The sequence below is a fragment of the Kitasatospora xanthocidica genome, assembly GCF_014656195.1.
Lineage (GTDB): Bacteria > Actinomycetota > Actinomycetes > Streptomycetales > Streptomycetaceae > Kitasatospora > Kitasatospora xanthocidica.
Genome location: NZ_BNBY01000011.1, coordinates 53,371 through 79,862 on the forward strand (window position 1 = coordinate 53,371; position 26,492 = coordinate 79,862).

General features: G+C 73.6%; 23 protein-coding genes. 10 read left to right on the plus strand and 13 right to left on the minus strand.

Annotated features, from left to right (window positions below):
• Positions 1-51 precede the first annotated feature (51 nt).
• Positions 52-1,458: a dihydrolipoyl dehydrogenase gene (gene lpdA / locus IE332_RS20825; RefSeq protein WP_189918602.1), complete on the minus strand. Its 1,407-nt coding sequence runs from the start codon at positions 1,456-1,458 to the stop codon at positions 52-54.
• 316 nt (positions 1,459-1,774) lie between these two features.
• Positions 1,775-3,454: a M28 family metallopeptidase gene (locus tag IE332_RS20830; RefSeq protein WP_189918604.1), complete on the minus strand. Its 1,680-nt coding sequence runs from the start codon at positions 3,452-3,454 to the stop codon at positions 1,775-1,777.
• A 151-nt stretch (positions 3,455-3,605) separates the two neighbouring features.
• On the opposite strand from IE332_RS20830, the gene IE332_RS20835 reads away from it, so the two are divergent.
• A complete protein-coding gene (locus IE332_RS20835) occupies positions 3,606-3,782 on the plus strand; it encodes an antitoxin (RefSeq protein WP_189918606.1) in 177 nt (58 codons plus the stop codon).
• 103 nt (positions 3,783-3,885) lie between these two features.
• Here the strand turns inward: IE332_RS20835 and IE332_RS20840 are convergent, their stop codons facing one another.
• Complete coding sequence (locus IE332_RS20840) at positions 3,886-4,035, minus strand: hypothetical protein (protein WP_189918974.1); 150 nt, start codon at positions 4,033-4,035, stop codon at positions 3,886-3,888.
• A gap of 73 nt (positions 4,036-4,108) precedes the next feature.
• Here IE332_RS20840 and IE332_RS20845 point away from each other — a divergent pair, with 73 nt between their 5' ends.
• Entirely contained in the window at positions 4,109-4,699 is a 591-nt protein-coding gene (locus IE332_RS20845) for a TetR/AcrR family transcriptional regulator (protein ID WP_189918608.1), read from the plus strand.
• Positions 4,696-6,120 (plus strand): MFS transporter, encoded by a 1,425-nt coding sequence (locus tag IE332_RS20850; protein ID WP_189918610.1) that lies wholly within the window; start codon positions 4,696-4,698, stop codon positions 6,118-6,120. Before IE332_RS20845 ends, IE332_RS20850 begins: the two co-directional genes overlap by 4 nt.
• Positions 6,121-6,169: 49 nt before the next feature.
• On the opposite strand, the gene IE332_RS20855 is transcribed toward IE332_RS20850, so the two are convergent.
• Together IE332_RS20855 and IE332_RS20860 are read right to left on the minus strand one after the other, a co-directional pair.
• Complete coding sequence (locus tag IE332_RS20855) at positions 6,170-7,123, minus strand: phosphotransferase family protein (protein ID WP_189918612.1); 954 nt, start codon at positions 7,121-7,123, stop codon at positions 6,170-6,172.
• The gene (locus IE332_RS20860; protein ID WP_189918614.1) at positions 7,110-8,540 is read right to left on the minus strand and encodes an MATE family efflux transporter; all 1,431 of its coding nucleotides are present in this window, start codon (positions 8,538-8,540) and stop codon (positions 7,110-7,112) included. The genes IE332_RS20855 and IE332_RS20860 overlap by 14 nt, the downstream gene beginning before the upstream one ends.
• 145 nt (positions 8,541-8,685) lie before the next feature.
• Here IE332_RS20860 and IE332_RS20865 point away from each other — a divergent pair, with 145 nt between their 5' ends.
• Positions 8,686-9,234 carry a PadR family transcriptional regulator gene (locus IE332_RS20865; protein ID WP_189918616.1) on the plus strand — a complete coding sequence of 183 codons (549 nt, stop codon included), beginning with the start codon at positions 8,686-8,688 and terminating at the stop codon, positions 9,232-9,234.
• A 52-nt stretch (positions 9,235-9,286) separates the two neighbouring features.
• Here IE332_RS20865 and IE332_RS20870 read toward each other — a convergent pair whose 3' ends face one another.
• The 4 genes from IE332_RS20870 to IE332_RS20885 form a co-directional block, all read right to left on the minus strand.
• Complete coding sequence (locus tag IE332_RS20870) at positions 9,287-10,012, minus strand: class I SAM-dependent methyltransferase (protein WP_189918618.1); 726 nt, start codon at positions 10,010-10,012, stop codon at positions 9,287-9,289.
• 72 nt (positions 10,013-10,084) lie between these two features.
• Positions 10,085-11,458, minus strand: a complete 1,374-nt coding sequence (locus tag IE332_RS20875; RefSeq protein ID WP_229928762.1) for a histidine-type phosphatase — start codon at positions 11,456-11,458, stop codon at positions 10,085-10,087.
• Positions 11,459-11,630: 172 nt separating this feature from the next.
• Entirely contained in the window at positions 11,631-12,017 is a 387-nt protein-coding gene (locus IE332_RS20880) for a nuclear transport factor 2 family protein (protein WP_189918622.1), read from the minus strand.
• Between the two features lie 9 nt (positions 12,018-12,026).
• Entirely contained in the window at positions 12,027-13,271 is a 1,245-nt protein-coding gene (locus tag IE332_RS20885; RefSeq protein ID WP_189918624.1) for an MFS transporter, read from the minus strand.
• A gap of 156 nt (positions 13,272-13,427) precedes the next feature.
• Here IE332_RS20885 and IE332_RS20890 point away from each other — a divergent pair, with 156 nt between their 5' ends.
• Positions 13,428-14,318, plus strand: a complete 891-nt coding sequence (locus IE332_RS20890) for a LysR family transcriptional regulator (RefSeq protein ID WP_189918625.1) — start codon at positions 13,428-13,430, stop codon at positions 14,316-14,318.
• Positions 14,319-14,373: 55 nt separating this feature from the next.
• On the opposite strand, the gene IE332_RS20895 is transcribed toward IE332_RS20890, so the two are convergent.
• Positions 14,374-15,540, minus strand: a complete 1,167-nt coding sequence (locus IE332_RS20895; protein ID WP_189918627.1) for an alanine--tRNA ligase-related protein — start codon at positions 15,538-15,540, stop codon at positions 14,374-14,376.
• 358 nt (positions 15,541-15,898) lie between these two features.
• Between IE332_RS20895 and IE332_RS20900 the strand changes: the two genes are divergently transcribed.
• Positions 15,899-16,618: a TNT domain-containing protein gene (locus IE332_RS20900; protein ID WP_189918629.1), complete on the plus strand. Its 720-nt coding sequence runs from the start codon at positions 15,899-15,901 to the stop codon at positions 16,616-16,618.
• Positions 16,619-16,764: 146 nt separating this feature from the next.
• Positions 16,765-17,268 (plus strand): hypothetical protein, encoded by a 504-nt coding sequence (locus tag IE332_RS20905; RefSeq protein WP_189918631.1) that lies wholly within the window; start codon positions 16,765-16,767, stop codon positions 17,266-17,268.
• A 104-nt stretch (positions 17,269-17,372) separates the two neighbouring features.
• Here IE332_RS20905 and IE332_RS20910 read toward each other — a convergent pair whose 3' ends face one another.
• A complete protein-coding gene (locus IE332_RS20910; RefSeq protein ID WP_189918633.1) occupies positions 17,373-18,194 on the minus strand; it encodes a hypothetical protein in 822 nt (273 codons plus the stop codon).
• A 91-nt stretch (positions 18,195-18,285) separates the two neighbouring features.
• Positions 18,286-18,843, minus strand: coding sequence for a hypothetical protein (locus IE332_RS20915; RefSeq protein WP_189918635.1), 558 nt, complete (start codon positions 18,841-18,843; stop codon positions 18,286-18,288).
• A 532-nt stretch (positions 18,844-19,375) separates the two neighbouring features.
• On the opposite strand from IE332_RS20915, the gene IE332_RS41920 reads away from it, so the two are divergent.
• From IE332_RS41920 to IE332_RS20930, 3 genes are all read left to right on the plus strand, one after another.
• On the plus strand, positions 19,376-21,433 hold the full coding sequence (locus IE332_RS41920) for an ABC transporter ATP-binding protein (RefSeq protein ID WP_189918637.1): 2,058 nt from the start codon (positions 19,376-19,378) through the stop codon (positions 21,431-21,433).
• A gap of 323 nt (positions 21,434-21,756) precedes the next feature.
• Entirely contained in the window at positions 21,757-23,781 is a 2,025-nt protein-coding gene (locus tag IE332_RS20925; RefSeq protein ID WP_189918639.1) for a S8 family serine peptidase, read from the plus strand.
• A 322-nt stretch (positions 23,782-24,103) separates the two neighbouring features.
• Positions 24,104-24,967 (plus strand): class I SAM-dependent methyltransferase, encoded by an 864-nt coding sequence (locus IE332_RS20930; protein WP_189918938.1) that lies wholly within the window; start codon positions 24,104-24,106, stop codon positions 24,965-24,967.
• Positions 24,968-25,016: 49 nt separating this feature from the next.
• Here IE332_RS20930 and IE332_RS20935 read toward each other — a convergent pair whose 3' ends face one another.
• Positions 25,017-26,486 carry an MFS transporter gene (locus IE332_RS20935; RefSeq protein WP_189918641.1) on the minus strand — a complete coding sequence of 490 codons (1,470 nt, stop codon included), beginning with the start codon at positions 26,484-26,486 and terminating at the stop codon, positions 25,017-25,019.
• Positions 26,487-26,492: the final 6 nt, after the last annotated feature.

The window sequence follows — 26,492 nt, forward strand, 5'->3', positions numbered from 1 at the left end:
GACGGGGTCTCAGGACCGGGGTGTCAGGACCGGGGTGTCAGGACCGGTGCGTCACATGTTGATCATGTGGCCGGCGAGGCCGTGGATGGCCTCCTTGACCGCCTCGCCCAGGGTCGGGTGGGCGTGCACGTTGCGGGCGACCTCGTGGACGGTGAGGTCCCACTGCTGGGCCAGCGTCAGCTCCGGCAGCAGCTCGGTGACCTCGGGGCCGATCAGGTGGGCGCCGAGCAGCTCGCCGTGCTTGCCGTCGCTGATGACCTTGACGAAGCCGATCGGGTGGCCGAGGCCGTGCGCCTTGCCGTTGGCGGTGAACGGGAACTTGGCGACCTTGACGTCGTACCCGAGCTCGCGGGCCTGCGCCTCGGTGTAGCCGAAGGAGGCGATCTGCGGCTGGCAGTAGGTGGCGCGCGGGATCATCGCGAAGTCGACCTCCATGGTCTCCGCCCCGCCGATGGTCTCGGCGGCGATCACGGCCATGGTCTCGGCGGCGTGCGCGAGCATCAGCTTCGCCGTCACGTCGCCGATCGCGTAGATGTGCTCGACGCTGGTGCGGCCGCGGCCGTCCACCGCGATGGCGTTGCGGTCGGTGAGCTTGACCCCGGTGTTCTCCAGGCCGTAGCCGTTGACGCGCGGCGCGAAGCCGATCGCCTGGAGGACCTTGTCGGCCGCCAGCACCTTCTGCTCGCCGTCCTTGGTGACGGTGACGCGGACCTTGGCGTTCGGGTCGCTGTCGTCGATCGACTCGACCCGGGTGGAGGTCAGCACCTCGATGCCCAGCTTGCGGTACTGCTTGGCGAGTTCGGTGGAGACCTCGACGTCCTCCAGCGGCACCACGCGGTCCAGGAACTCGACGATGGTGACCTTCACGCCGTAGTTGTGCAGCACGTAGGCGAACTCGACGCCGATCGCGCCGGCGCCCGCGATGATGATGCTCTCCGGCAGCTGCTCGGTGAGGATCTGCTCCTCGTAGGTGACCACGCGGTCGCTCAGGCTGGTGCCGGGCAGCAGGCGGGTGGTGGCGCCGGCGGCGATGACGCAGTGGTCGAAGGTGACGACGTCGAAGCCGCCGCCGCTGAGCGCGACCTGGAGGGTGTGGTCGTCGACGAAGGTGCCCCAGCCGTCGTACTCGGTGATGCCGTTCTTCTTCATCAGGTAGTGGACGCCCTTGACCCGGCCGTCGGCGACCGATCGGCTGCGGCGGAACGCCTCGCCGAAGTCGAAGGTCACCTGGCCCTCGACCTTGATGCCGAAGGTCTTGGCCTCCTTGGTGAAGATGTGGGCGAGCTCGGCGTTGCGCAGCAGGGCCTTGGAGGGGATGCAGCCGACGTTGAGGCAGACGCCGCCCCAGTACTTGGCCTCGATGACCGCGACCTTCAGGCCCAGCTGGGCCGAGCGGACGGCGGCGGTGTAGCCGCCGGGGCCCGCGCCGAGGACGACGACGTCGTAGTGCGTGCTCATGTTGCTGACTCCTCCGAGGGTGTCACGGTGTCGTGATCTCGGTCCCATGGTGTCAGGACCGGGCTCGGCGCACCCACCGGGTCTCGGTCGATGCGCCCCGCGCGGCACCGTACAGGCCTCGGGGCCGGATTGTCAGTGGTCTCCGCTACGGTGACCGCACCGGCGCCCACCAGGGGCGATGACGGAGGGGGAGGGAGGGGCGGATGACGGATTCGCGCGCGGTGTGCGCGGTGCGTACGGCGGGTGCGGCAGGTGTCGTGCGTACGGCGGGCGGGTGGGCCCGCCGCCCGAGGACGGCAGCGGGCCCACCCGGGCGTCAGGCCGTCACGCCGTGCGAGTGGTCGCTCGGCTCGGCCGCGCCCCCGGTGGCCGGGGCCGCGGGAGCCGCCGGAGCCGCCGCGGCCTTCCCGGCCGGGTTCGGCGCCGGTACGGGCCGCTGCAGCGAGGAGAGGTCCCAGGCGTAGGTGCCGACGGCGTGGGCGATCACGTCGATGTTGACGTCGAAGGCGTCCATGTCGATGTTGCCCAGGTTGTCACAGGCCTTGTGGTAGCAGGCGTCGTAGGCGGTGCCCGCCGTGCCGCCGTAACGCTCCGCCTGCTCCGGGGACTTGATCTTCTCGGCGCCGGTGTCGGTGCCGCCCGCCGGGATGCCCGCGTCGATGAACGGTCCGTAGTCGGAACGGCCGTCGAAGGCGGTCGGGTCGTGCGGCTGGCCGACGCCGTCCAGGTAGCCGGTGATGTCCCGTTCGATCTGCGCCGATCCCTCGGGACCGGTGGCGCCGCCGGCGCTGCCCGAGCCGTTGTAGACGAACTGCGCGTAGTTGGGGGATGCGATCATGTCGAAGTTGAGGTAGAGCCGGATCTTCTTCTGATCCGCCTCGGAGAGTGACTTCACGTACGCCTCGGAGCCCTTGAGTCCGAACTCCTCGGCGGACCACCAGGCGAATCTGACCTTGTTCTTCACCGGGCGGACGCTGAGGTTCCTCGCGACCTCGAGGATGCCGGCCGAGCCGGAGCCGTTGTCGTTGATGCCCGGTCCGGCCGGGACGGAGTCGAGGTGCGCCCCGACCATCACGGTGTTGTCCGGGTCGCCGCCGCGGGTCTCGGCGATGACGTTCCAGGTCTTGCGCGGCTCCATGACGGTGCGGATGTCCAGGGTCACCCGGACGGGCCCGGCGGCGGCCGCGGCGGCCAGTGACTCCCCGGCGGCCTTGGTGATCCCGCAGGTGGGGACCTTCCCGGCCGTCGGCTCCCCCAAGGTGCCGTTGAGTTCGCCTTCGGCGTTGTTGTAGATGAGCGCGCCGGACGCGCCCGCGGCGGCCGCCGCGGCCTGCTTCTGGGCGAAGCTGCACCCGCCGCGCCGGATCAGGGCGATCTTGCCGGTGAACCCGCCCGCCGGGTAGTCGGTGGGCGCGCAGCCGGTGGTGGCCGTGACCGGGGCGACGGCCAACTCGGCGGTCAGGCCCGCCTCCGGGCCGCTCACCGAGTACGTCATGGCGATCACCGGCACGGACTCGGCCTTCGGGGACACCACGTCCAGGTGCTCCGCCCGGGCCTCGAAGAAGGTGTACGTGAACTCCTGCTTGGACACCTTGAGCCCGGCCCGCCGCGCCTGCTCGTAGACGTACTGCGCGGACTGCTCGTGCCCCTTCGAACCGGCCACCCGGGTACCGCCGTTGCGGTCGGCGATCCGCTGCAGCGCGGCCAGGGTGTCGTGGGCCGTCTCGGCGTCGCTGGCCTCGACCAGCCGGGCGGCCAGCTTGGCTCCCTTGCGCGCCGGGTCCGGGTCGGCGGCGGCGGTGCCGGCGCCGGCCAGCAGCAGCGGGGTCACGAGGGCGGCGACGGTCAGCGCGGCGCCCGCCCGACGCCCGGTGAGGACCGGGCGGGGAAGCGGTATCGGCGTGGCGCTACCGATCGGGTCGGTGTCGCTCGGACCGGTGCGGTCGTACCGGGTGGAGCGGTCGACCGGGGTGCTCGAACGACGGGTGCGCAGCATCAAGGGGACTCCTTCCGACGGGCCGTGAAGTCACGATTTGACAGGACCGGAATCGCGTTGCCAAGCCCGCCGCGCACCCCGCGGGATGCGCGCGAGGGGATGCGCGGTGATATTGGAGGAGTAGGGCCGTCTCATCCAGGAGTGTGACCACATGTCCATGATGGATAAGCTCAAGAGCCTGCTGAAGGGGCACGAGGAGCAGGCTGACAAGGCCGTCGACAAGGCGGGCGACACCGTCGACGAGCGCACCCAGGGCAAGTACAGCGGTCAGGTGGACGCCGCCCAGGAACAGCTGAAGAACCAGTTCCGCGACGAGCCGCCGCAGTAGCCGTAGCCCGGCGTATCGGTAGCCGGCCCGCGCCTCGGCCCGCTTCGGTACCCGCCCCGGTCCGGCCCCTCGGCCGGACCGGGGTTTCACCGTGAGCCGGGTTTCACCGCGGAGCGGGCGCGTCCCCATCGCGCGGGTCGTCGCCGGTGGCGCCGCAGTTCTCGCAGGACTCCGCCCCGGGCCGCTCGCGCAGCCGTCCGCACTCCGGGCACACCCGGTCCAGCCAGCAGGCCGGCTCGCCGCCTTCGTCCATGCCGCCGATTCTGCCCTGGCACCACCCCCACGGCGAGTAGACACTGTCTACGTGGTGCTGGTAGACAGTGTCCATGACTGATCAGGAACGGGACCTCCGGGCCCGGCTGGTGGCCGCCGGCGTCGAACTCGTGGCCACGGGCGGCGTCCAGGCGCTGGGCCTTCGCGAGATCGCCCGGCACGCCGGGGTCTCCCACGGCGCGCCCCGCCGCTACTTCCCCACCCACCGCGAACTGCTCGCCGCCATCGCCCAGCAGGGCTTCGGCAAGCTCACCGACGCACTGGCCGGCGCCGACGCCCTGGCGGCCGGCACCGGCGCGGACGCCCGCGAACGCCTCGACGCGCTCTCCCGCGCCTACCTCGGCTTCGCCGCCGCCAACCCCGGCATGTTCGAGCTGATGTTCCGTCACGACCTGCTGGAAGGCAGCGGGGTGGAGCTGCGCAACACCACCGTGCCGCTGTTCCTCACCTTCGTCGGCCTGGTCACCGAGGTGCACCCGGACGCCGCCGACCCGGCCGCCCGCACCGCCGCCCTCTGGTCCAACCTGCACGGCCTCGCCCAGCTGCGCACCTGGGGCAGCCTGCGGCTCATCACCGGCAGCGAGGACATCGGGCCGCTGCTGCGCACCGTGCTGGACGCCCACCTCGGCCCGGCCGCCCGGTGACGCCACAGCTGCGCCGACGGCTCGCCCTCACCGCGAGCATCACCGGCGCCGTCCTGGTCGCCCTCGACGGCACCGCGCTGACCGTCGCCCGGCCCGTCCTCCAGCGCGACCTGCACGCCTCCGTCGCCGAGGTCCAGTGGGCCGGCACCGGCTACCTGGTCACCGTCGCCGCCCTGCTGGTCTTCGCCGGCCGGCTCGGCGACCGCTACGGGCACCGGCGGGTCTTCACCGTCGGCGTCGCGGGCTTCGCCGCCACCTCGGCCGGCATCGCCCTCGCCCCCGGCATCGGCTGGGTCATCGCCCTGCGGGCGCTCCAGGGGGTGGCGGGCGCCCTGCTGCAACCGGCCACCCTCGGCATGCTGCGCGCCGTCTGGCCCGCCGAGCGGCTGGCGGGCGCGATCGCGGTGCGCACCGCCGCGATCGGGCTCGCGGCGGCGGCCGGGCCGCTGGTCGGCGGGGCGCTCACCGCGCACTTCGGCTGGCGGTCGGTCTTCCTGTTCGGCCTCCTGCCCGCCGCGGCGGCCCTGCTGGCCGCGCTCGCGGTGCCGTCCGCAGTACCGCCGGCCGCGCTCGCGGTGCCGTCCGGCCCGCACCCCGGGACGGCCGCGGGCGGGCGCAGCGGCCTCGACCTGCCGGGCGCGGCCCTGCTCGCGCTGGCCCTCGCCTGCCTCGTGCAGACCCTGGTCACCCTGCCGGACTCCGGCTGGTCGGTCGCCACGGCGCTGGGCCTCGCGGCGGCCGCGGTCCTCGCCGTGGCCCTGGCCCGGCACGAGCGGCGGACCGCCCGTCCGCTGCTGCCGCCCGCCCTGCTCCGCTCACCGGCGGTCGCGGCGCCGCTGGGCGTCCTGCTCGCCGCCTCGGCCGCGCTCCAGGGCGTACTCTTCCCGGCCACCTACTTCCTGCAGGACGTACAGGGGCTCGACCCGCTGCAGAGCGCGCTGCGGGCGGCGCCGCTCGCGGTGGCGATGATCCTCGCCGCGGCCGGCTCGTCCCGGCTGGCGAAGCGTCACGGCGAGCGGACGGTCGTGCTGACGGGCATGGCCCTGGTCACCTCGGGCGCGCTGCTCACCGCCCGGCTCGGCCCCGGTTCGGGGACGGTCACGATCGCCCTCTGCTTCCTGCTGCTGGGCGCCGGTTTCGGCGCGGTGATGGCCGCGGCCACCGCGATGGTGGTCCGCGGCGCGTCCACCGCCCAGTCGGGCGTCGCGGGCGGGCTCCAGCAGACCGCGCTCAACGTCGGCCCGGCGCTCGGCATCGCCGTGGCCACCACCACCGCCGGCAGCGCGGACCCCGGCGCGGCGCTGATGCCCGCCGCGCTCACCATGGCCGCCGTGGCGGCGGCGGGCACCCTGCTCGCGGCCCGGATCCCGGTCCCCGCCCGACCGGCCGACCGGGATGGGGCCTTGACCACCCACCGGTGACACCGTCGGGGCGGGCACGGGGCAGGTCGGAGCGGGCACGCGCTCGCGCTCAGCCGGGCGCGTCCATCAGGGCCGTGACGTAGGCGTCCAGCCGCGCCTCCACGGCCCGGGTGGTCAGCTCCGTCCTCCCCGCCTCCCGCCAGGGCCGCGCCACCGCCCGCACCTCCTCCGAGCACGCCAGCGCGTCCCGCACCAGCCAGTACCGCCGTGCGTCGGCGGCTTCGGCGAGCACCCCGCCGGCCTGCTCGTACGCCTCGGCGAACCGCGGGCCCCACACCGGTCCGTGCAGCAGCGCGAGGTTGGTGGAGCAGTGCGCCACATCGAGGTCCGCCGGGCCCCAGGAGGCCGCCGCCCAGTCGACGACGCCGGTGATCCGGGCACCGGCCGGGTCGTCCGGCGGTACGGCGAACAGCACGTTGCCGGGCTGGAAGTCCCGGTGCAGGAACCGCCCTTCGTAGGGCGGCACGGGCTCGCGGATCACGTCGGTCGCCGCGGCCCAGGCCGCCGCGTCCGCACCCTCGGGCGTCACGACGGTGTCGGCGGTCGTCAACGTCACGTACGGGCGGGGCCGTTCGGCCGGCCGCACCGCGTGGATCGCCACGAGCTGACGGGCCAGCAGCGGCAGGCGCGCCGCCACTCCCTCCTCGTCGAGGACCGTCCGGCCGGGCAGATGGGTCATCAGCAGCGACGGGTACTCGCACCGCTCGGCGCTCGGGTCGACGGCGACCAGTGCGGGGGCCGGCACCCCGCTCCCCGCGAGCACCGTCAGGGCGTCGGCCTCCCTGTTCAACCACTCCTCGGAGTGCTCCACGTCGACGAAGGACCGCAGCACCAGCTGACGGGTGCCGCCGTCCGGCGCGCCGACGGTCAGCCGCCGCACCTCGGCGGTGATGCCGCCGTGCAGCGCCTCCGTTCCGACGACCCGTTCACCGGGCTCCAGGTGCGAGTTCACCCAGGCCAGCGTCAACGGCCGTACACGCGCTGTCACTTCACGTCCGACCATCGCTCCGCCTCGTCATCCGCACCGCACCATTCGGGAGAACCCTGCCGGGGGTGACGGCCGTGGAGCCGATTCGCCCACCGGGAGCCACCGTAGAGGAACACCCCCGCGGCGTCCCCGCCGTCGGAGCCTCCGCCGCCGGCGCGGCCAGGCGCCCCACGAGCAGCGACAGCAGGGCCAGCTGCAGCACCGCGCCCACCGCCGGGCCGAGCCAGACGCCCGACACCCCCAGCGGCCCGGACAGTCCGGCCGAGGCGGCGAGTTGGACGCCGAGGCCGAGCAGCACGGAGAGCACCAGCGGGCGTCCGGCGCCCGCTGCCTGGTGGATGCCGCCGAGAGCGACCACCAGGGCGTACGGGAGGAGGTAGAGCGCCGCCATCCTCAGGAAGCCGACGGACTGTGCCGCCACCGCCGGGTCGTCGGTGAACTGCGCGGTCAGCGGGACCGCGAGGGTCGCGGACAGCACCACCGCCCCCGCGCCGAGGAGTGCGGCAAGGCGCCCGGTGTCGCGGTGCAGGGTGCGCAGCGCGCCGGTCTCGCCCGCGCCGGTGAGCCGGGCGGCCTCGATGGCGGCGGCCTGGCGCAGCGCGTAGAAGGCCATGGTGACGACGAGCAGCATCCGGTAGCCGACCCCGTACCCGGCCACCGCCGCGACGCCGAACCCTGCCACGAGCCCGAGTTGGGCCGTCCCGACGGCCATCCGGGCGGTGAAGTCCAGGCCGAACGGCGTGCCCGCCCGGACGATCCGCGCGGCCGCCGCCCACACTCCCCCGTCGCCGCCGGTCTGCTGCGGCACCCGTCCCCGTCCCCGCAGCCGCAGCGTGACGGCGAGGGCGACCGCCCGGGAGAGCGTCAGGGCCAGGGCGGCGCCCGGGACGCCGAGGGCGGGCACCGGGCCGGCGCCGAGGATGAGCAGGGGGTCCAGGACGAGCAGCAGCGCGTTGGAGAGCAGGGCGACGCGCATCGGGGTGCGGGTGTCGCCGGCGCCCTTGAAGAGTTCGTCGGCGACGCGCTGGCCGAAGAACAGGGCGAAGGCCGGGAAGGCGACGGTGAAGTACTCGGCGGCATGGGCGGCGGCTTCGCCGTCCAGGAACGCGCCGGCCAGCCGGTCGCGCAGCAGGAAGCCGGGGACGGCGATCGCGAGGCTGCCGGCGGCGCAGAGCCGCCAGGCGGCGCGGGCGGTCCGGTCGGCCTCGGCCCGGTCGCCCGCGCCGAGCGCGTGGGAGAGCCGCACGCTGGTGCCGGAGGCGACCACCAGGACGAGTCCGAGCAGCAGGTTCTCGACGGTCCCGGCCAGCGTGACGGCGGCGACCGCGGCGCCGCCGAGGCCGGCCACCCAGAGGGTGCCGATCACCGAGGCGACCACCCCGGACAGCAGTTCCGCGTAGACGGGTACGGCCAGTGCCGTGAGTCGGGGCATGTGCCCGCGCATGGTTCCTCCCCCTGTTTCCGCCGTCCGGAGGCCCGGACGCCGACCTCGAATAGAGATACATCGATTAGAGGTACATCGGCAAGAGGTAGCATGGCGGCTCCAGCGGGCGCACTCCGACGGAAGGGCTTCGACCGTGCTGACCCTCGCGATCCTCGGCTTCCTGTACGACCAGCCGCTGCACGGCTACGAGCTCAAGTCCCGGATCACCGGCCTGACCGGCCACGTCCGCCCGGTCAGCGACGGCGCGCTCTACCCGGCCATCGCCCGGCTGGAGAAGGCCGGCCTGCTGTACCGCCGCGCCGAGGCCGGCACCGGCTCGGCACCGCGCCAGACCCTGGAACTGACCGAGGACGGCCGGGCCGAACTGCTACGACGGCTGGCCGACCCGGAACAGGCCGAAATCACCGACCAGATCCGGTTCTTCACGCTCACCGCATTCCTGCACCACCTCGCCGACCCGCCCCGGCAGGCCGCCGTCCTCCGCCGCCGGCTGGCCTTCCTGTCGGCGCCGAGCAGCTTCTTCTACGACGGCGACGGCCGGCCGGTCACCGCCGAGCGGGAACCCAACCCCTTCCGCCGCGGCATGCTGCTCGTCGCCCGGGCCTCCACGGCCGCCGAACGGACCTGGCTGGACGACACCATCGCGGAGCTGGAGCGGCCTTGGCCCCCGGACCCCTCGTGATCTCCTCCTGAGGTCCTCATGAGCCCCTCCTGAGCCGGGCGGTCGCCAGGGTTCACGGACGCCGGGCGACGAAGACGAACTCCCGTCCCGGCCGGTCGGGCGCGTCGCGAACCCCTTCCACCACGAAGCCGTTGGCGGTCAGGTCCCGCTCGACCTCCTCCCGCTCGCGGAACCGCAGCGTCGAGTCCGAGGTCAGCACCTGCCCGTCCGCGCCGAACGCATAGGTCCAGCGGAACGTCACCAGCGGCGGGCTCGTCCCGATCGACTCGACCCAGCTCTCGACGGACCCGACGCCCGGGATCTCCGTCACCCGGTGGGAGTGCTCGCGGGTCCACCGTTCCCAGGCGCGTGCGGCCGGATCGCGGGTCTCGAAGACCAGTCGCCCGCCCGGACGCAGCGCTTCGTGGGCCCCCCGCAGGGTCCGCTGCCAGTCCCGGGGCTCGGTGACGGCCTGGGCGACGTTCGCCGTCATCGTCGCCAGGTCGACCCGCAATGGCGGGAGGTCGGTCGCGTCACCGTGGATCCACCGCACCCGCTCGCCACCCGGCTTGGCGCGCGCGACCTCGATCGACGCCCGGGCGGGATCGACGCCGACGACCTCGATCCCGCGGTCGGCCAGCAGGAGCGCGAACACCCCCGTCCCGCACCCGATGTCCAGCACGCGGCGCGCCGTGAACTCCTCCGCCATCCGGAGGTAGGCGACGAGATCGCCGCGGTCGGGGTCGAGCCGGTCGTAGATCGCGGCGAGCCGCGGATGCCCGAAACATTCGTCAGCCACGCCGCCGACCGTACGCGGGGCCGGGCCCCGCCGGCCACCGGTCCACCGGCATCAGGCGTCAGGCGTCGGGCGTCAGGCGTGGCCGAGGCAGCGCTTGAGCTCGTTGAGGTCGTAGAAGTGGCTGCCCCTGCTGACGGGCTTGCAGGAGGGCTTGAAGGCGGTCTCCTTCTCGTTGTAGAGCATCCGGACCAGGTGGGTGGCGGGCTTGCCGTCGGCAGGCGTGTCCGCGTACAGGTCCCACTGGATGTTCGCGGCCATCGGCGCGACCTCGGCGCCGCGCCACGGGTTGTTCCGGTACGAGTACGGCTCCCCCGGGGCGGCGGGATCGGTGCTGCCGGGCAGGCCCATCAGCACGGCGAGCGGCTCGATCTCCTCGGCATGGGTGAAGCGCAGGACCGCGCCCTTGTCGCTGGAGCCGTCCGCCTTCGCCCCGGCCTGGGCGAGCAGGTCGTCGAGGAGGACGCCGGCCATCTTGTAGGTGATCGTGCGGCCGCTGAAGGCCGGGCCCTTCTGGTAGAACTCCTCGGCGTCGTCCAGGTACGCGAACCACTGGGCGTCGCGCGGGGCGAGGAAGCGGCCGAGGTCGACGTCCGGGGCCTCGACGTCCAGGTCGGGCGCGGCCGCGTACAGCTGGTAGAGAGAGCGCGCGAAGGAGACCTGGTCGGCGGCCGGCAGCGCGGCGGCGAACTCGTCCCGGAACAGGCGCGCGACGACGCGGTGCGCCGCCTCGGCGGTGCGCGGGTCGGCGTCGAGCTCCGCCAGGACGGCGGCCAGGCCGGGGTCGCCCGCCAGGTAGGCCTGGTAGTCGGCGTTCTGCGGCTGCTTGTGGAAGTACAGCAGGTTCTTGTCGGTGACCGGGGCCCCGATCAGGCCCGCCAGCGCCGGGTCCCCGGAGACCAGGCCGCCGGTGAAGGCCTCGGCACTGGCCACGGCGCGCGCCACGCCCGAGGTCTCGACGACGACGGGCTCGTGCTCGGCGGTGATCTTCTCGAACAGGGACGGCAGCCGCTGCTCCATCCGCAGCGCGGTCCGGCGGTGCTCCTGCGCCCCGCGCGCGGAGAGGTTGCCGTAGCCGAGGGCCTTCGCCGCGTCCAGCAGCGACCGCACCTGCGGGCCCAGGTCCTCGCCGAGGCCGGTGAGGGCGTCCTGCTGTTCGGCCTTGCCCAGCAGGGCGAGCACGGCTTCGCCGTCCTTGCCGTCCGACATGGCCCGGGAGCCGTGGCGGGCGACGTTCTCGGTGAACACCGGACTGAAGCCCCTGGGCGGGCTCTGGTAGCGGCCGGCCTTCTCCTGCGGCACGTAGGGGGCCTTGGTGCCGTACAGGTCCCGGTGGGCGTGCGGCGCACCGCTCCCGTCCCGGGCGGAGGCGGTGCCTGCGGTGCACAGCACACCGGCCGCCAGGGAGACGGCCAGGGCGGCGGAGAGCGGAGCGGTGCGCTTCAACACAGGTCCTTCGGTCGCGACGGGCTACCGATCGGTAGCTTCGGTCGTCCCGCAGGGTCGCGCGGCGACCGGAACCACCACCGACGCCGGGCGGTGGACGGGATGAAGCTCGGCTGAACAGCGCGCTCCGACGGCGCCCCCCGCCCCCCATCCCGTCCGTACGCCCCGGTGCCCCTCAACTCCGCCCGGGCGGTGGAGCCTCGTCGCCGGTCTTGCCGTAGCCGAGGCACTCGACGATCAGACCGTCCCGTACGAGTGCGATGGTCACCCCGCGGACCGAGTCGGCCGGGCCGGTGCCGAAGCGGTGGCGCCAACGGACCGTCGCGCGCTCACCGGTGACGACGACGGACTCCGGGTCGAACCGGCCGGTGCGGTCCTCGGCGAGTGCCCGGCAGAACTCCAGGCACGCGGCGCGGCCCTCGTAGCGGGCCCCGTCGGGGGCCGGATGCCTCCCCTCCATCACGCAGTCGTCGGCGATCAGGTCGGCGAGCAACGAGCCGTCATGGTCGGTGAAGGCACGGATGAAGGTATGGATCACCTCGGCCGTGCCGCGGAACGACATCCCGGCCGCTCAGGAGCCGGACGCGCCGACGGGGGCGGGGGTCGCCTGTTCCGCCCCGCGCTCCTCCCGGCGGGCGCTCCAGACCGCCAGGGACGTGAGCAGGGTGAAGACCGCCCCGGCCGTCAGGACGCCGTTGATGGTGGCGTTGGTGGCGACGAGCCCGCCGAGGAGGGCGCCGAGCGCGATCGCCAGGTTGTAGACGGAGGTGTTCAGCGCGGTGGCCGCCTCGGTCGATTCGGGTGCCGCCTTGAGGATCCACGTCTGCACGCTGACCGGCACGCCGCCGAAGGCCAGCCCCCAGCCCAGCAGCAGCAGGGCGCCGCTGACCGGCGAGCGGCCGGCGAAGGGGAAGACCGCGAGGATGACCGTCAGCAGCACACTGATGGAGAGGATGGTGACGCGGATGTTGCGCTCCGCGGCCGCCCCGGCGAGGAAGTTGCCGATGATGCCGGCCACGCCGAAGCCGAGCAGCAGCGGGCCGATCGCGCCCTCGCCGATCCCGGACGTGCTCTGGAGGATCGGGCTGATGAAGGTGAACGCCGCGAAGTGACCGCCGACCAGCAGGAAGGTGGAGAGCACGCCGGCCCGTACCACCGGGTGGCGGAACTGCTGCGGCAGTGTGCGCAGTTGGACTACCTCCCGGGCGGGCATGGGCGGCAGCAGGACGAGCAGGGCCGCCAGCACGAGGAGGCCCAGCGCCGCCGCGGCCACGAACGCGACCCGCCAGTCGGCGACGCCGCCGAGCAGGGTGCCGGCCGGCACGCCGAGCACGTTGGCCGCCGTCGCGCCGCCGAACACGACCGAGATGGCCCGGGGGATGGAGCGCTCCGGCACCAGCCGTACGGCGAGGCCCGCGGCGAGCGCCCAGAAGCCGCCGATGCTGACGCCGACGAGGAAGCGGGCCACCAGCAGGACGGTGAAGTCGGGTGCCGCCGCCGACAGTCCGTTGGCCAGCACCATCAGGGTGATCAGGCCGATCAGGGCGACCCGCCGGTCGAGGCGCCCGATCGCCACCGGGAGCAGCGGCGCCGTGACGGCGGCGACCAGGCCGGGGACGGTCACCATCAGGCCGGCGGTGCCCTCGGAGACGTCGAGGGCTCCTCCGATGAAGGGGAGCAGCCCCACCGGCAGTGATTCGACGGTCACCAGCGCGAAGGTGCCGACCGCCATGGTGACGACGGCGAGCCAGCTCCTGAGGGGTACCCGCTCACCGTCGGGCGTGGTCGGGGGTCTCTCGGTGTCGGTGATGGTCATGGTTTCTCTCCGTCGGGTTCGGTGGGGAAATCGGCTCGTCACCCGGTAGCAGTCGGGGCCGGCCCGCGGTCGATCCTCCGGCCCCTCTTCGTGATCATCAACGCCGAAGATCAGTAAGATCCGATAACCAGGACTTATGACGGGGGTCAACGACAGGTGGAAGTACGTGACATCGAGATCTTCCTGACACTTGCGGAGGAACTGCACTTCGGCCGGGCCGCCGCCCGGCTGCACCTCACCCAGGCGCGGGTCAGCCAGGTGATCTGCCGTCAGGAACGCCAACTCGGCGGCCTGCTGTTCGACCGCACCAACCGCCGCCGGATCCACCTGACCCCGCTCGGCCGGCAACTCTCCGCCGACCTGCGGCCGGTGTACGCGAACCTGCGGCACAGCCTCGACCGCGCGCGGATGGCGGCCCGCGGCAAGACCGAGCGCCTGCGCGTCAGCATGATGCCCTTCAACGTGCCCGACCTGCACCGCTTCTGGCAGACCTTCCAGGCCCGCCACCCCCAGTGGGAGCTGCAGATCCGCACGGCGCCCTACGTCGACCCCTTCGCCAGACTCCGCGAGGGCGACGTGGACGTGTTCGTCACCTGGCTACCCGTGGACGACCCCGCCTTCACCGTCGGCCCGGTCCTCTTCCACGACCCCCGGGTCCTGGCCGTCTCCGCGGCCCACGAACTCGCCGAACACCACGCCGTCCCGCACGAGGCCCTCGCCGACTTCGCCCACGCCATGCCCCCCGACATGCCCGACTACTGGGAGGACGGCTACCTCGGCTTCCACACGCCGAGGGGCAAGACCATCGAACGGATCGAGAAGGTCACCAACGCCGACGAACTGATCAACCTCGTCATCACCGGCGAGATCGTCCACCCCTTCCCCTCCCACGTCACCCGCTACTGGTCGATGTCCCACGTGCGCTTCATCCCCGTACCGGAGATGGGGACCATCCCCTACGGCCTGGTGTGGCGCAGGGACTCCGAGAACGAGCTCGTCCGGGCCCTCGCCCAGACCGTACGGGACCTCGGCCCCGTACGGTTCTGAGGACGGCCGCGCGTCGACACCACCCCGGCCCCACCTGAGAAGCCTGGGGCGCTCCTCACTCCGGGCGCAGGTCCAGCACCAGGTCGCGCGGCAGGCCGTGGGTGTCGTGCAGGTAGTGGAGGTCGTCCTCGGTCAGCGGGCCGCGGAAGCGGGGGCGGGAGAGCACCCGGCGGCCGCGTTCCAGGAGGCGGCCGAACCGGTCCTCCTCGTCGAGCAGCACCCGGCGCACGGACTCCGGGTCCACGTCCTGACGGAAGCGGTCCAGGGTGTGCCGGACCAACTCGACCGGCAGGTCCCCGAGTCCGCGCCGCGGGTCGTCCCGGCGGAGCACGGTGAGCACCCGGCGCACCAGTCGGCGCAGCACGTAGCCGCGGCCGGTGTTGGACGGGCGGACGCCGTCGCCGATGACGACGATGCCCGAGCGCAGGTGGTCGCAGACCAGCCGCAGTGACGGTTCGTCCAGCTGCCACAGGGGCGGGACGAGGCGGCGCCAGGGGTCGAAGACGTCGCACTCGAAGACCGACGTCCGGCCCTGCAGCAGCGAGGAGAGCCGTTCCAGACCGAGACCGGTGTCGACGTTGCGCTGGGGAAGCGGGACGAGGGTGCCGTCGTCGAGCCGCCGGTGACGCATCATCACGTGGTTCCAGATCTCCACCCAGCGGTCGTCCCGGGTGGGCGTCGACTCCGGTGGGGTGTCACCGGTCCACAGGAAGATCTCCGAGTCCGGGCCGCACGGACCGGTCGGCCCGTTGGACCACCAGTTGTCCTCGACGGTGAGCTCGACCGGTACGCCGCGGTCCTGCCACAGCTCCAGCGAGCCGGTGTCCGGGCCGACCCGCTCGTCGCCGCCGAAGACGGTGACGTGGAGCCGGCCGGGATCGATGCCGAACCCGTCGGTGAGCAGCCCGTAGCCCCAGTCGAGGCTCTGCGGGCCCTCGTAGTCGCCGAGGGACCAGGTGCCGAGCATCTCGAAGACGGTCAGGTGAGTGCGGTCGCCGACCTCGTCGAGGTCCGTGGTGCGCAGGCAGCGCTGCACGTTCACCAGCCGGCTGCCGAGCGGGTGCGGGCGCCCCTCCAGGTAGGGCGTGAGGGGGTGCATGCCGGAGGTGGTGAACAGCACCGGGTCGCCGGGCGGGGGCAGCAGGGTCGAGCCGGTGATCCGGCGGTGGCCGCGCTCCTCGTAGTACTCGGTGAACGTACGGACGAGCTGGTCGGTGTTCATGGGGTGGCTCCTTCGCGTGTGCCGGGGGGGACGCACCGGACAACGGGTCCACGCGATGGTCGGAACCGAGGAGGGAAGCACCTCGAAGTCACCGTCGGCGGCCCGTTTCCGGTCGCCGAGGGGAGGTGGTACGTCAGGCGGCGGCAACCGGCGAGCTGGTCGCTCGCGCGGTAGCGGTGGCAGTGCCGGGGCCGGTGACGTTCATGGTGCCGAGGATAACGCGGCCGACGGCCCCGAGGCACCTGGATTTCCGGGGTCCATCGGGGTTGCGGGCCGTGGCGCCGACCGACGATTCGCACACCATCCACTACTTTCCGTGATGACCCTTGCCCCATCGCCTCACGGAACGGAGCGCAGCATGCGCCTTCGCTCGATGTTCGTCGTCTCCCTCGCCTGTGCCCTGCCGATGACCGGCGTCGCGGCCGCCGGGAACGCCGTCGCCCAGCCCCGGAGCGTCCGGGCGGTCCTCCCCGACGACTGCCCGACCCGGACGGTCCCGCCGGTCGAGCACCCGGAGCAGTACTACTGCCAGGACCCCCGACTCGGCCCGGCCGCCCTGCCCAACACCGAGCCGGTCGCCACCCTGCTGCGGGGGTACCAGCGGTTCGGCGGGCTCAGTGCCACGAACTTCGTGAAGCTGTACGCCGACTCCACCACGGGCAACTGGCTGTTCGCACCCGACCGCGGCTTCCAGCGGCTCAACGGCCAGGTGAACCGGACCCGGTGGACCGTGCCGGTCGGCACCAGGCTGGACCGCTTCGGCGCGCTCAAGGGCGGCTACCTCGCCGACCCCGGCACTCCGTTCACCCAGCTCGCAGTGACCCCGGACGCGCTCAACCCCGACACCGACGGCAAGGCCTACCACTGCCTGAACGCCCTGAAGCCGTTCGACGTGTGGCGGGGGCACGTCGCGGCCTTCTACGGGATGCCCGGCGGCGGCATCCAGGAGTGGCTCGACAAGGCGCTCAAGCCCCAGGAGCTCGGCGACAAGGACTACAAGATCAACGTCCTCATCGACGAGAAGTACCTCGAGGTCGTCCCCGACGACCAGTGCGTGGTGACGCCCACCGGCGCCTGACGCTCCCGCGCGCCCCGGGGACCCGGGGACCCGGGGTGTCGAGGAAGGTGGCGGGGCGCGGCGCCGCGGAGAGGCCGGTCCTCCCCGCGGCGCCGCGCCCCGAACCCGCTGGCCACGAGCCCGAGCCGGCTGCCATGATCCGCGTCATGGCGATCCTCGACATCCTCACCGAATTGGCGACGACCGGGCGCTGGGGCCCCGTGGCCACCGGCGCCGACTGGGCCGAGGTGACCGCGTCCTTCGGTGACCCCTGGACCGGAACGCTGACGGGGCCGTGGGAGTGGCCCCGGCTCGTCGCGTACGGCGATCTCGAACTCAGTGTCTGCCACTGCCGCAGGATCGTTCTCGTCTGCGTCCAGACCTGGCGCGACGTGATCGAACTGCCCTCCCTCAGTTCCGGAGAGCCGCGGGGCTTCCCTGGCTCCCTCACCCACCAGGACGTCACACGCGCCCTCGACGCGGCCGGCTGCCCCTGGCGGCCCGACCCGTCCCTCACCTTCGACGACCAGTGCGCCCTCACCGCCCTGCCCAGCGGAGCGACCTTCGCCTTCTCCGGGGTCGCCCCGGGCGTGGAACCCGTCCTGAACGTCATGGGGCTGCCGGACGGCCTCCACGACTGCCCGGCCCCGACGACCTCGACGACACCCTGACGGACGTCGCCCCGTTCCATGCCCGTTGCGTCGAACGGCGCGACCGTCCTCGCGGTCCTCCGCCACGCCCGCGGCGAAGGACCACGGCCGGACCGGACGTTCCGTCAGGCCGGGACGTTCTTGAGGACGGCCTCGGTCAGCGGCGTGAGCCGCTCGGACAGCTTGTCGAGGTCCGCGGTCCGGCCGTCGGACCACTGGGCCGAACCGACGAGCACGCCGTGCCCGTGGGCCGCGAAATCCTGCACCCGCCCGCGGTCGGCCGGCAAGCGGCGCAGGCCCGAGTCCGTGGGCGGGACGTGGACGGCGACCTGGAAGGACTCGGGGTGGGAGGCGAGGAAGGTCACCAGGTGCACGCCGTCGCCCTGGTCCGCCATCGTGAACAGCGCCACGTTGTACTGGTTGCCCTCGGCGTCCTTGTACAGCGCCAGGTTGACGCCGAGACAGCCGTGACCCTGGGTGATCAATCCGGCGAGTGTGGGCGCCACGGTGTCCGGGCCGGTGCAGCTCGTGCGCGCCACGCCCGCCACCAGCGTGTACCCCTGCACCTGCCCCGGGAGGACGGACAGCGGGAACGCCGACGGCGAGGCCGCCGCCGCCATCGCCGTCTCCGTAGCCGAGGCCGGGGTGCCGGACGCCGCGGGCGCGGCGGGGATCGGCTGGGTCGCCGGGGCCGGGGCTGCGGTGCCGGATGCGGCGGGCGCGGCGGCCGGTGCCTGGTCCGACGGCCGGAGCGCGTACGCCGCCGCGCCCGCGACTACCAGCAGAGCGGCGGCCACCGGAAGCAGCAGCCGACGCCCCGAGCGCCCTCGCTCCGGCTGCGGCGCCTGTTCGGCGGCCGCGGCGCTCCCCCCTCCCGCCGCCTTCTCCTTCTCGAACTCCTTGACGAAGTCTTCCCACTGGTCTTCACCGGATCCACGCATGCTCACGGTTTCAAGACCTTAGTGATCGTCACGAGCACGGGGAACACCGGCCCCTCGCGGGTGCCGCCGACGCGACGTCCGCGACGGTTCCGGGAGGTCAGCCGAGCAGGACGCCGCGCTCGCGGGCCAGCGGCTCCAGGCCGTACCGGGCCACGTGCTCCGGGTTGTCCAGGTCGATCGTGCGGATGCCCGCGGCGGCCAGCCGCTCGTTGATCGCGTCCAGGTGCTGCTGGACGAGCTGCTTCTCGGCGTCGGTGGTGCGGCCCTTGTGCGGCCTCCCGGCGTGCTCCAGGCTGGCGTAGTTGACCTTCTCCTTGGCCCCGGCGGGCGCCGCCGCCTGGCCGGGGACCGCCGGGGCGACCCGCTTGGCGCCGCGCAGCACCTCGGCCATCGGGGCGGCGGAGGCCAGCCGGTTGAACGCCTCGGCCTCCATGACGACCGTCTCCGGCTCGTCGGCGTCCGGGTAGTGCAGCTCGACCGTCACCAGGTCGAGCGCCAGCTCCTCCACCGCGGTCAGCTCGCCGGCGAGCGCCTCGATCTCGACCGGGCCGTCCGCCAGGTCGGGGTGGCGGCGCACCACGACGCGCACCAGGTCCTCGTCGTTCTCCACGTGGGTACCGGTCAGGTCCGAGAACCGGATGATCTTCTGGCCCATCTCTACCTCTCTTGGCGACTGCGATCAGCCGAGAGCCTACGCCGGGACGACCAGCGCGGGCGAAGGCCCGACCCGGTGCGGTCCCCGCCGTCCGGCCGGACTCCCCCGGCGGCCGAGGACCGCCGTGACCCATGAAACCCGCTCGGGCACCTGACCAGCCGATCGGGTGAATCCGGGGACGGTTGCGCACTGCGCGTGCTCCTCCCCCGACGCGGCGTCCGCGACCCCCTCGAAGCAGGCCGGGCGACCGGGTTCGAACAGGCGCTCGCCGCCTGCGCACTGGGTTCCGGCGCCCTCACCGATCTCCTGCGCGAGCGGCCGACGGGCTCCGGGCCGCGCCCGGGAGGTGCTCGAAAAGCACCGGTTCGACCCGGGCTCGCCCGGAGGAAATCCGCTTGAACGGTGCGCTCGAACAGCACCATCATCGGACGCCACCCACCCACGACGACCCCCGCCAACTGGCCCTGAGGGAAGCCGACTTGGGGCTCTCCCGCCGGCCCGGCCGCACCCCCGCACGCCCGCACGCGCGCCCATGCTCCGGCGCGTCCGTGCGCCGCTCCACGCCTGGAGGATCCATGGCCTGTTCCCCCGCCCCCACGATCCACGTCCCACCCGCCCCGGAGGCCCGGCCGGCCCGCGCACCGCGGACGGAGGCGAGGGCTTGAGCACCGCGACGGCGCCGGCCGAGGGCGCCGACGAGGAACTGCGGTGGCTGGCCGACGGCCGCCGCATCGAGACCATCGAGGCGATCAGCGTCAGCGCGATGGCCCGCCGCCTGCCCGCGCTGGTCGTCCGCGCCTTCCGCCTCGGCTGGCGCATCGACCGCACCTCCGTCGCGCTGCTGCTGACCTGTCAGGCGGTGTCCGCGGTGCTCGGCGCGGCCGGCCTGTTCGCGACCACCGGTACGATCTCGGCCCTGTTCGGCCCGGGCCGGGCCGGCGACAAGCTCGCCCACGCGGCGCCGTCGATCCTGGTGATCGCGACCGCGGCCGGCGCCCGCGCCCTGCTGGGCATCATGATCCGCACCATCACCATCCACCTGTCGCCGCGCATCTCCCGGGAGGCGGAGGCGGCGGTGCTGCGCGCCACCGTGGCCGCCGAACTGACCGCCTACGACCACGCCGGCTACAACGACGAGCTGGAGGCGGCCGACCGGGGCGCCGAGGTCTGCGTGGACATCGTCGGGGAGGCGCAGAACCTGATCGCCTCCCTCGCCTCGCTCCTCGGTGCCGCGGGCGTGCTGACCGTGCTCCACCCGGCCCTCCTCCCGCTGCTGCTCCTGGCGGCGCTGCCCCAGGGGATCGCGTCGGTGCACGCCGCCCGGGTGCAGTTCCTGGCGAACCGGGCCGCGATCGGCGACCGGCGGGTGATGGCGAACCTGCGCTGGTACATCCACCTCAAGCGCAACGCCGACCAGGTCCGCTCGGACACCATGGGCGAGTTCCTGCTCACCAAGTACGACCAGGTCGGCCGGCGGCTCGACGTCAGCTCCCGGCGCGCGGCGATGCGGAGCGCCCGGGTGTCGGTGATCGGCGCCGCCGCCTCCGGCCTCGGGTCGGCCCTGGCCTGGGCGGCGATGCTGTGGCTGGTCAGCACCGGCCGGATGAGCCTGCCGCGCGGCGGCGCCGCGGTGTTCGCGCTGACCGCGGTCGGCACCAGCCTGCGCGGCATCGTCGGCTACGGCGCGGACCTGTTCCGCACCGGCATGTACCTGGACGACTGGTCGAACTTCCTCGACACCGCCGGCGGCCACCGGCCCGAGCGCGGCACCGAGACCCCCGAAGCCCCGGCCCGGATCGCGGTGGAGAACCTCGGCTACGCCTACCCCGCCTCCGACCGCAAGGCGCTGGACGGGGTGAACCTGTACGTCGAACGGGGCGAGATCCTGGCCCTGGTGGGCGAGAACGGCTCCGGCAAGACCACCCTCTCCAAGCTCCTGGCCGGGCTCTACCTGCCGGACGCCGGAGCGGTGCGGTGGGACGGGCGGGACACCCGCGACCTCGACCCGCACGCCCTCTGGCGCCAGGTGGCCGTCGTGCCCCAGGACTACGCCCGCTGGCCCCTGACCTGCCGCGAGAACATCACCCTGGGCCAGCCCACCGCCGAGGGCGACGCGGCGGTGCTGCGCGCCGCCGACGCCTCCGGGGCGGCCGACGTCGTCGCCAAGCTCCGCCGGGGCCTGTCCACCCTGCTGGCGGTGGAGTGGATGGGCGGCGAGGAGCTGTCCGGCGGCCAGTGGCAGCGGCTGGCCATCGCCCGGGCCTTCCACCGCGAGGCCGGGCTGCTCGTCCTGGACGAACCGACCGCCGCCCTCGACCCTCGCGCCGAGCACCGGATCTTCCAGAACCTGCGGGCGGTCGCGCGGGAGCGGGCGGTCGTCCTGGTCACCCACCGGCTCACCAACGTGGCCGTCGCCGACCGGATCGTCGTCCTCGAAGACGGAAAGGTCCTCCAGGAAGGCACGTTCGCCGAGCTGGTGGCCGACGAGGCGGGCCGGTTCAGGGAGTTGTGGGACCTGCAGAACGAACGCACCGGCCTCCCGGCCCAGCGGACCGCACCGGTCCACGAGCGCGGGGAGAGCGGCTGCTGAATCCGCCGCGGGGCACCGACCCGCGACCACCACGAGCGCCCCCTGACCGCCCCGCACCGGAGGAACTCCCCTACCCGGCCCGCCGAGTCCACCTCGACGGGCCGGGCACGCCGCTACGGCTTGCCACCTGGGCGACCGACGCACCGGTGCGGACCGCCCGCCAGTCCCGGGACGCCTGACGGTACGCCGCCCCCCTGCTCCCCGGGCCGCCACTCCTTCCGGACGGCGTGCACGAACGGACGCGGCCTCGCCTGCCACGGTCCGTACCCGATCGGTGACACGATGCGTCCGCCCCTTCGCACCGCGAGACCCGGGAGTCCGTTTTGGCACGAATCACCATCAACGGCGTGACCGTCGATCCGCTGGCCCAGTCCACCGCGATGGCCCGCGCGTCACTGGTGTCCGAGGACGCCTCCGCGTCCGACTACCTGCTCGTCCAGACCACCCACGTACCCACCGCCGAGGAGAAGGCGCAGCTGGCGCGGCTCGGCGTGGTGATCCACGAGTACGTGCCGGAGAGCACCTACCTGTGCGGCTACCGGCCCGCCGATCTGGCGGCCGTCCGGGCACTGCCCTTCGTGGCCTGGGCCGATGTGTACCTGAAGGGCTTCAAGGTCGCGCCCTCGTTGCGGTCCGGGCGGATGCGGCCGGCCCTCGCCGTCCTGGCCGATCCGGTCGAGGTGGCCGGTTCGCGCACCCGTACGGTCGACATCGTCCTGCACCAGGACGTCGACGCGGGCGCGGACGGCGTCCGGCAGCGGATCGCCGCGGCCACCGGGGTCGACGCCGGCGACATCCGGCCGGAGCGGGGCAAGATCCGGATGACGGTTCGGGAGGGGGACCTGTCCGCGCTGGCGGCCATCGACCAGGTGCAGCAGGTCGAGGAGGTCCCGGTGATGGGCTTGCACAACAGCGTCGCCGCCGGGTTGATGAGCGCCCGGGTCTCGCTCAACGGGACGCCGTTCCGGGGCGAGGGCCAGGTCGTGGCCATCGCCGACACCGGCTTCGACGTCGGCTCCACGACCGATGTGCACCCGGCGTTCAAGGGCCGGGTGAAGCGCCTGACCGCCCTCGGCCGGACCGGCCCCGACCGGACGGACGACCCGATGGGCCACGGCACCCATGTGTCGGGCTCCGTGCTCGGCGACGGTTCCTCGGCCCCCATGGCCGAAACCGTCCAGGGAACCGCCCCCGGGGCGTCCCTGGTCCTGCAGTCGCTCCTGGACGACCACGGCGGGCTCGGCGGAATCCCCGACGACCTGGCCGACCTGTTCGGGCCGCCCTTCCAGGAGGACGGGGCACGGATCCACACCAACTCCTGGGGGCCGGTCCAGCCGAGCCTGCCGTACGACCGCAGCGCCTTCGAGGCCGACCAGATGGTCTGGGACCACAAGGACTTCGTCATCTGCTTCTCGGCCGGCAACAGCGGCCAGGACCGCGACGGCAACGGCCGCATCAACCCGGCGTCCGTCAGCGGCCAGGCGGGGGCCAAGAACTGCATCACGGTCGGCGCCAGCGAGAGCAGCCGCCCCCACATCCCGCTCACCTACGGCCAGTTGAGCTCGGTGTCCTTCCCCGTCAGCCCGATCCACGACGACCCGCAGGCGACCAATCCGAAGGGGATGGCGGCCTTCAGCAGCAGAGGACCGACCCAGGAGGGCCGGATCTGTCCGGACGTCGTCGCCCCCGGCACCTCGATCCTCTCCACGCATTCACGCGCCGCGGGTCCGAGCAACCTCTTCGGCGACTGCTCCGACCCCGCCTTCTTCTTCGACAGCGGCACCAGCATGGCCACCCCGCTGGTCGCGGGCTGCGTCGCGGTGCTGCGCGAGACGCTGGTGAAGAACGGGACGCCCGATCCGAGCGCCGCGCTGCTCAAGGCCATGCTGATCAACGGCGCGGAGGACCTGCCGGGCCAGTACCAGCCCACCGAGGCCGGGGCGTCCCCGAACAACAACTCCGGGTTCGGGCGCGTCAACCTCACCCGCTCGGTCGTCCTCCCGGGCAACGGCGGCCGGGCCGGCTTCGCCGACGAGGCGGAGCTGGAGCAGGACAAGGAACGCGGCTTCCACATCCCCGTCCCGGAGGCCGGCCACACCCTGAAGATCACCCTGGTCTGGACCGACCCGCCCGGAGCCGGCCTGCAGAACGACCTCGACCTGATCGTCCGGGCCGGCGGCACGGAGCGCCACGGCAACATGGGCACCGGCCCCGGCTTCGACCGCGCGAACAACGTCGAGCAGGTCCACTGGGACGGCATCCCGGCCGGCGACGCCGAGATCGTCGTCCGCGCGCACCGCATCACCAAGTTCGCCCAGCCCTACGCCCTCGCCTGGCGCATCGACTGACCTCGGCCGCCCCGTCCGATCGGGGCCCCGGGAGCGCCTCCGCCGCGTTCGACCCCGCCGGGCCGGACGCGGCGGAGGCCGTGCTGGACACGGTGGAGCCATGGGAGGACTACCGCTGACCGGCCCGTACCCCGCACCGGACGCGGGCCCGGCGGACCGACCGGCTCGAACGGTCGATCGAACAACCGGAATCCGGTCCTTCACACCTGGTTCCAGCAGGCCCCGGCGTCGCTATGATGATCCGCCTCACGTCCTCGGCGTCCCCCCTCCGCGGCGTGATCCGCCACCGCGCCCCGCCGTCCCCCTGGAGGCCGCCGTGCCCATGCCCGAGACCGCGCCCATCAGCGCCGTGCCGCTCAAGCGGGACGACATCCCCGGCTGGTTCTTCAGTCTCGACCGGGCCGCCTTCGGGCACCTGCTGTCCGCCCAGAGCGCGGCCGGCGTCACCGGCGACATCCTGGAACTCGGCAGCTACCTGGGCCGCAGCGCCGTCCTGCTCGGCGACCACCTGCGGCCGGGCGAGCGGCTCACGGTCTGCGACCTGTTCGACTCCGAGGCGGGTGACGAGGACAACGCCGCCGAGATGGACATGTCGTACCGGAAGACGCTGACCCGCAGCGCCTTCGAGGCCAACTACCTGGCCTTCCACCGCGAGCTGCCGGAGATCGTCCAGGCCCCCACCTCGGTGCTGGCCGACGGCCGGATCCCGGCCGGCAGCTGCCGGTTCGTCCACGTCGACGCCTCCCACCTGTACGAGCACGTCGCCGGGGACGTCTCCGTGGCCCGGGCCGCGCTCACCGAGAACGGCCTGGTCGCCCTGGACGACTACCGCTCCGAACACACCCCGGGTGTCTCGGCCGCGGTCTGGGAGGCGGTCTTCACCGGCGGACTGCGGCCCGTCCTGCTCACCCCGATGAAGTTCTACGGCACCTGGGGCGACGTCGCGGCCGCCCGGCGGGTCCTGCTGGAACGGGACTGGCAGGCCGAGGGCTACACCGTGGACGAGGACACCATCGCCGGGGTGCGCGTGCTGCGCCTCAACTACCGGGTGAAGGCCCCGGTCCAGCGCTCGGCCTCGCGCCGGCTGGCGCTGGAGCTGCTGCCCCCGGTCGCCACCAAGGCGACCCGGCGGATGCTCAGGACGCTGCGCGAGCGGCGTGCGGTGCCGCCGGTGCCGAGCGCCTGACCAGGCCGTCCTCGCCCGACCCGGCCGTCTCCGCCTGGCCCGGCCGTTCCTACGGTCGCTCGGCGGGGGCGGACGGGGACGGCGTCCGCTCCGGGCCCCGGTCCGGCTCCGGGCCCGGCGTCGGCTCCGGCTCCGGCTCCGGGCGCGCGGACGGGCGCGGTACGGGCGCCGACTTCGGCGCGAACGCGTAGGCGAGCACCGAACCGAGGATCCCGGTGGCCGCGGCGGCGAGCAGGACCCGGTTCAGGCCCTCGAACGGCGCGGCACCGCCCCACTGGAACAGCACACCGAAGACCGCGACCCCCAAGGTCTGCCCCAGCTGGCGGAAGGTCGTCATCGCCCCGGCGGCCGCGCCGGCCCGCTCGGGCGGGAGCGCCGCGAACACCGCGGCGCCCATCGCCGGGCCGAGCAGCCCCACGCCGATGCCGGTCAGCACCAGACCGGGCGCCAGGGTGGCGGCGGAGGAGCGCGCGTCCAGCCCGGCCTGCAGTGCGCAGCCGATCCCGCTCAGCAGCAGGCCTGCGCCGAGGACGGCGCGCGGCGACCGGCCGTGCAGCCGACGGCCGCTGAGCAGTGAGGTGGCGAAGGAGGCCAGCGCGAGCGGCATCAGCGCGAGCCCGGCGCGCACCGGCCCCAGGCCGAGGCCGGACTGCAGCCACACCGAGGTGTAGACGAGCGCCGCGAAGGCGGCCGTGGCGGCGACGACGCAGGCCAGCACCGCCGAGAAGGACGCCCGGGCGAACAGGCGCAGGTCCAACAGCGGTGCGGGGCTGCGCAGTTCGACCCGGACGAAGACTCCCAGCGCGAGCGCCGCGACGGCCGTCGGGCCCAGGGTGCCCGGTGCGGTCCGGTGTCCCGCCGCGGCCGAGGAGAGGGCGTAGGTGAGCGAGCCCGCGCACAGCGCGAAGGCGAGCGCGCCGGGCAGGAAGGTGCGGATGCCGGCGCCCGCGTTCACGTACGCGCCCGGGCGTCCGGCGGGCAGGACCCGCCGGGACAGCGCCGCGGTGGCGACGACGAGCGGCAGGTTGAGGAGGAAGACCGCCCGCCACCCGGCCTCCTGGGTGAGGACCCCGCCGAGCACCGGGCCGACCGCCGCGGCCAGCCCGGTCACCGCGCCGAACACTCCCATCGCCCTCCCGAGGTCGGGCCCCCGGTAGCCGGAGCCGAGCAGGGCGAAGGTGGTCACCGCGATCGCCGCTCCACCGACGCCCTGCACCCCGCGGGCGGCGATCAGGGCACCCGCGTTCGGGGCCAGGCCGCAGGCCAGTGAGGCCGCGCCGAACACCGCCAGGCCGGCGAGGTACACCGCGCGCGCCCCGTACCGGTCCGCCAGTGCGCCCGCCGCGAGCATCAGCACCGCCAGCACCAGGGTGTAGACGTCGACCACCCACGACAGCACGGGCAGTGGCGCGGACAGGGACGACCCGATGTCGGGCAGGGCGACGGACAGCACCGTCGTGTCGAGCAGGAACATGAAGGCGCCTAGACAGACCGCCACCAGCGGCCACCACTTGTGCACGGGACT

Excerpts from the sequence above, each read along its gene's own strand:
- lpdA (WP_189918602.1), bottom strand. The coding sequence starts at position 1,458 with ATGAGCACGCACTACGACGTCGTCGTCCTCGGCGCGGGCCCCGGCGGC.
- IE332_RS20830 (WP_189918604.1), bottom strand. The coding sequence starts at position 3,454 with ATGCTGCGCACCCGTCGTTCGAGCACCCCGGTCGACCGCTCCACCCGG.
- IE332_RS20835 (WP_189918606.1), top strand. The coding sequence starts at position 3,606 with ATGTCCATGATGGATAAGCTCAAGAGCCTGCTGAAGGGGCACGAGGAG.
- IE332_RS20840 (WP_189918974.1), bottom strand. The coding sequence starts at position 4,035 with ATGGACGAAGGCGGCGAGCCGGCCTGCTGGCTGGACCGGGTGTGCCCG.
- IE332_RS20845 (WP_189918608.1), top strand. The coding sequence starts at position 4,109 with ATGACTGATCAGGAACGGGACCTCCGGGCCCGGCTGGTGGCCGCCGGC.
- IE332_RS20855 (WP_189918612.1), bottom strand. The coding sequence starts at position 7,123 with ATGGTCGGACGTGAAGTGACAGCGCGTGTACGGCCGTTGACGCTGGCC.
- IE332_RS20860 (WP_189918614.1), bottom strand. The coding sequence starts at position 8,540 with ATGCCCCGACTCACGGCACTGGCCGTACCCGTCTACGCGGAACTGCTG.
- IE332_RS20880 (WP_189918622.1), bottom strand. The coding sequence starts at position 12,017 with ATGTCGTTCCGCGGCACGGCCGAGGTGATCCATACCTTCATCCGTGCC.
- IE332_RS20885 (WP_189918624.1), bottom strand. The coding sequence starts at position 13,271 with ATGACCATCACCGACACCGAGAGACCCCCGACCACGCCCGACGGTGAG.
- IE332_RS20895 (WP_189918627.1), bottom strand. The coding sequence starts at position 15,540 with ATGAACACCGACCAGCTCGTCCGTACGTTCACCGAGTACTACGAGGAG.
- IE332_RS20900 (WP_189918629.1), top strand. The coding sequence starts at position 15,899 with ATGCGCCTTCGCTCGATGTTCGTCGTCTCCCTCGCCTGTGCCCTGCCG.
- IE332_RS20905 (WP_189918631.1), top strand. The coding sequence starts at position 16,765 with ATGGCGATCCTCGACATCCTCACCGAATTGGCGACGACCGGGCGCTGG.
- IE332_RS20915 (WP_189918635.1), bottom strand. The coding sequence starts at position 18,843 with ATGGGCCAGAAGATCATCCGGTTCTCGGACCTGACCGGTACCCACGTG.
- IE332_RS41920 (WP_189918637.1), top strand. The coding sequence starts at position 19,376 with ATGCTCCGGCGCGTCCGTGCGCCGCTCCACGCCTGGAGGATCCATGGC.
- IE332_RS20930 (WP_189918938.1), top strand. The coding sequence starts at position 24,104 with ATGCCCGAGACCGCGCCCATCAGCGCCGTGCCGCTCAAGCGGGACGAC.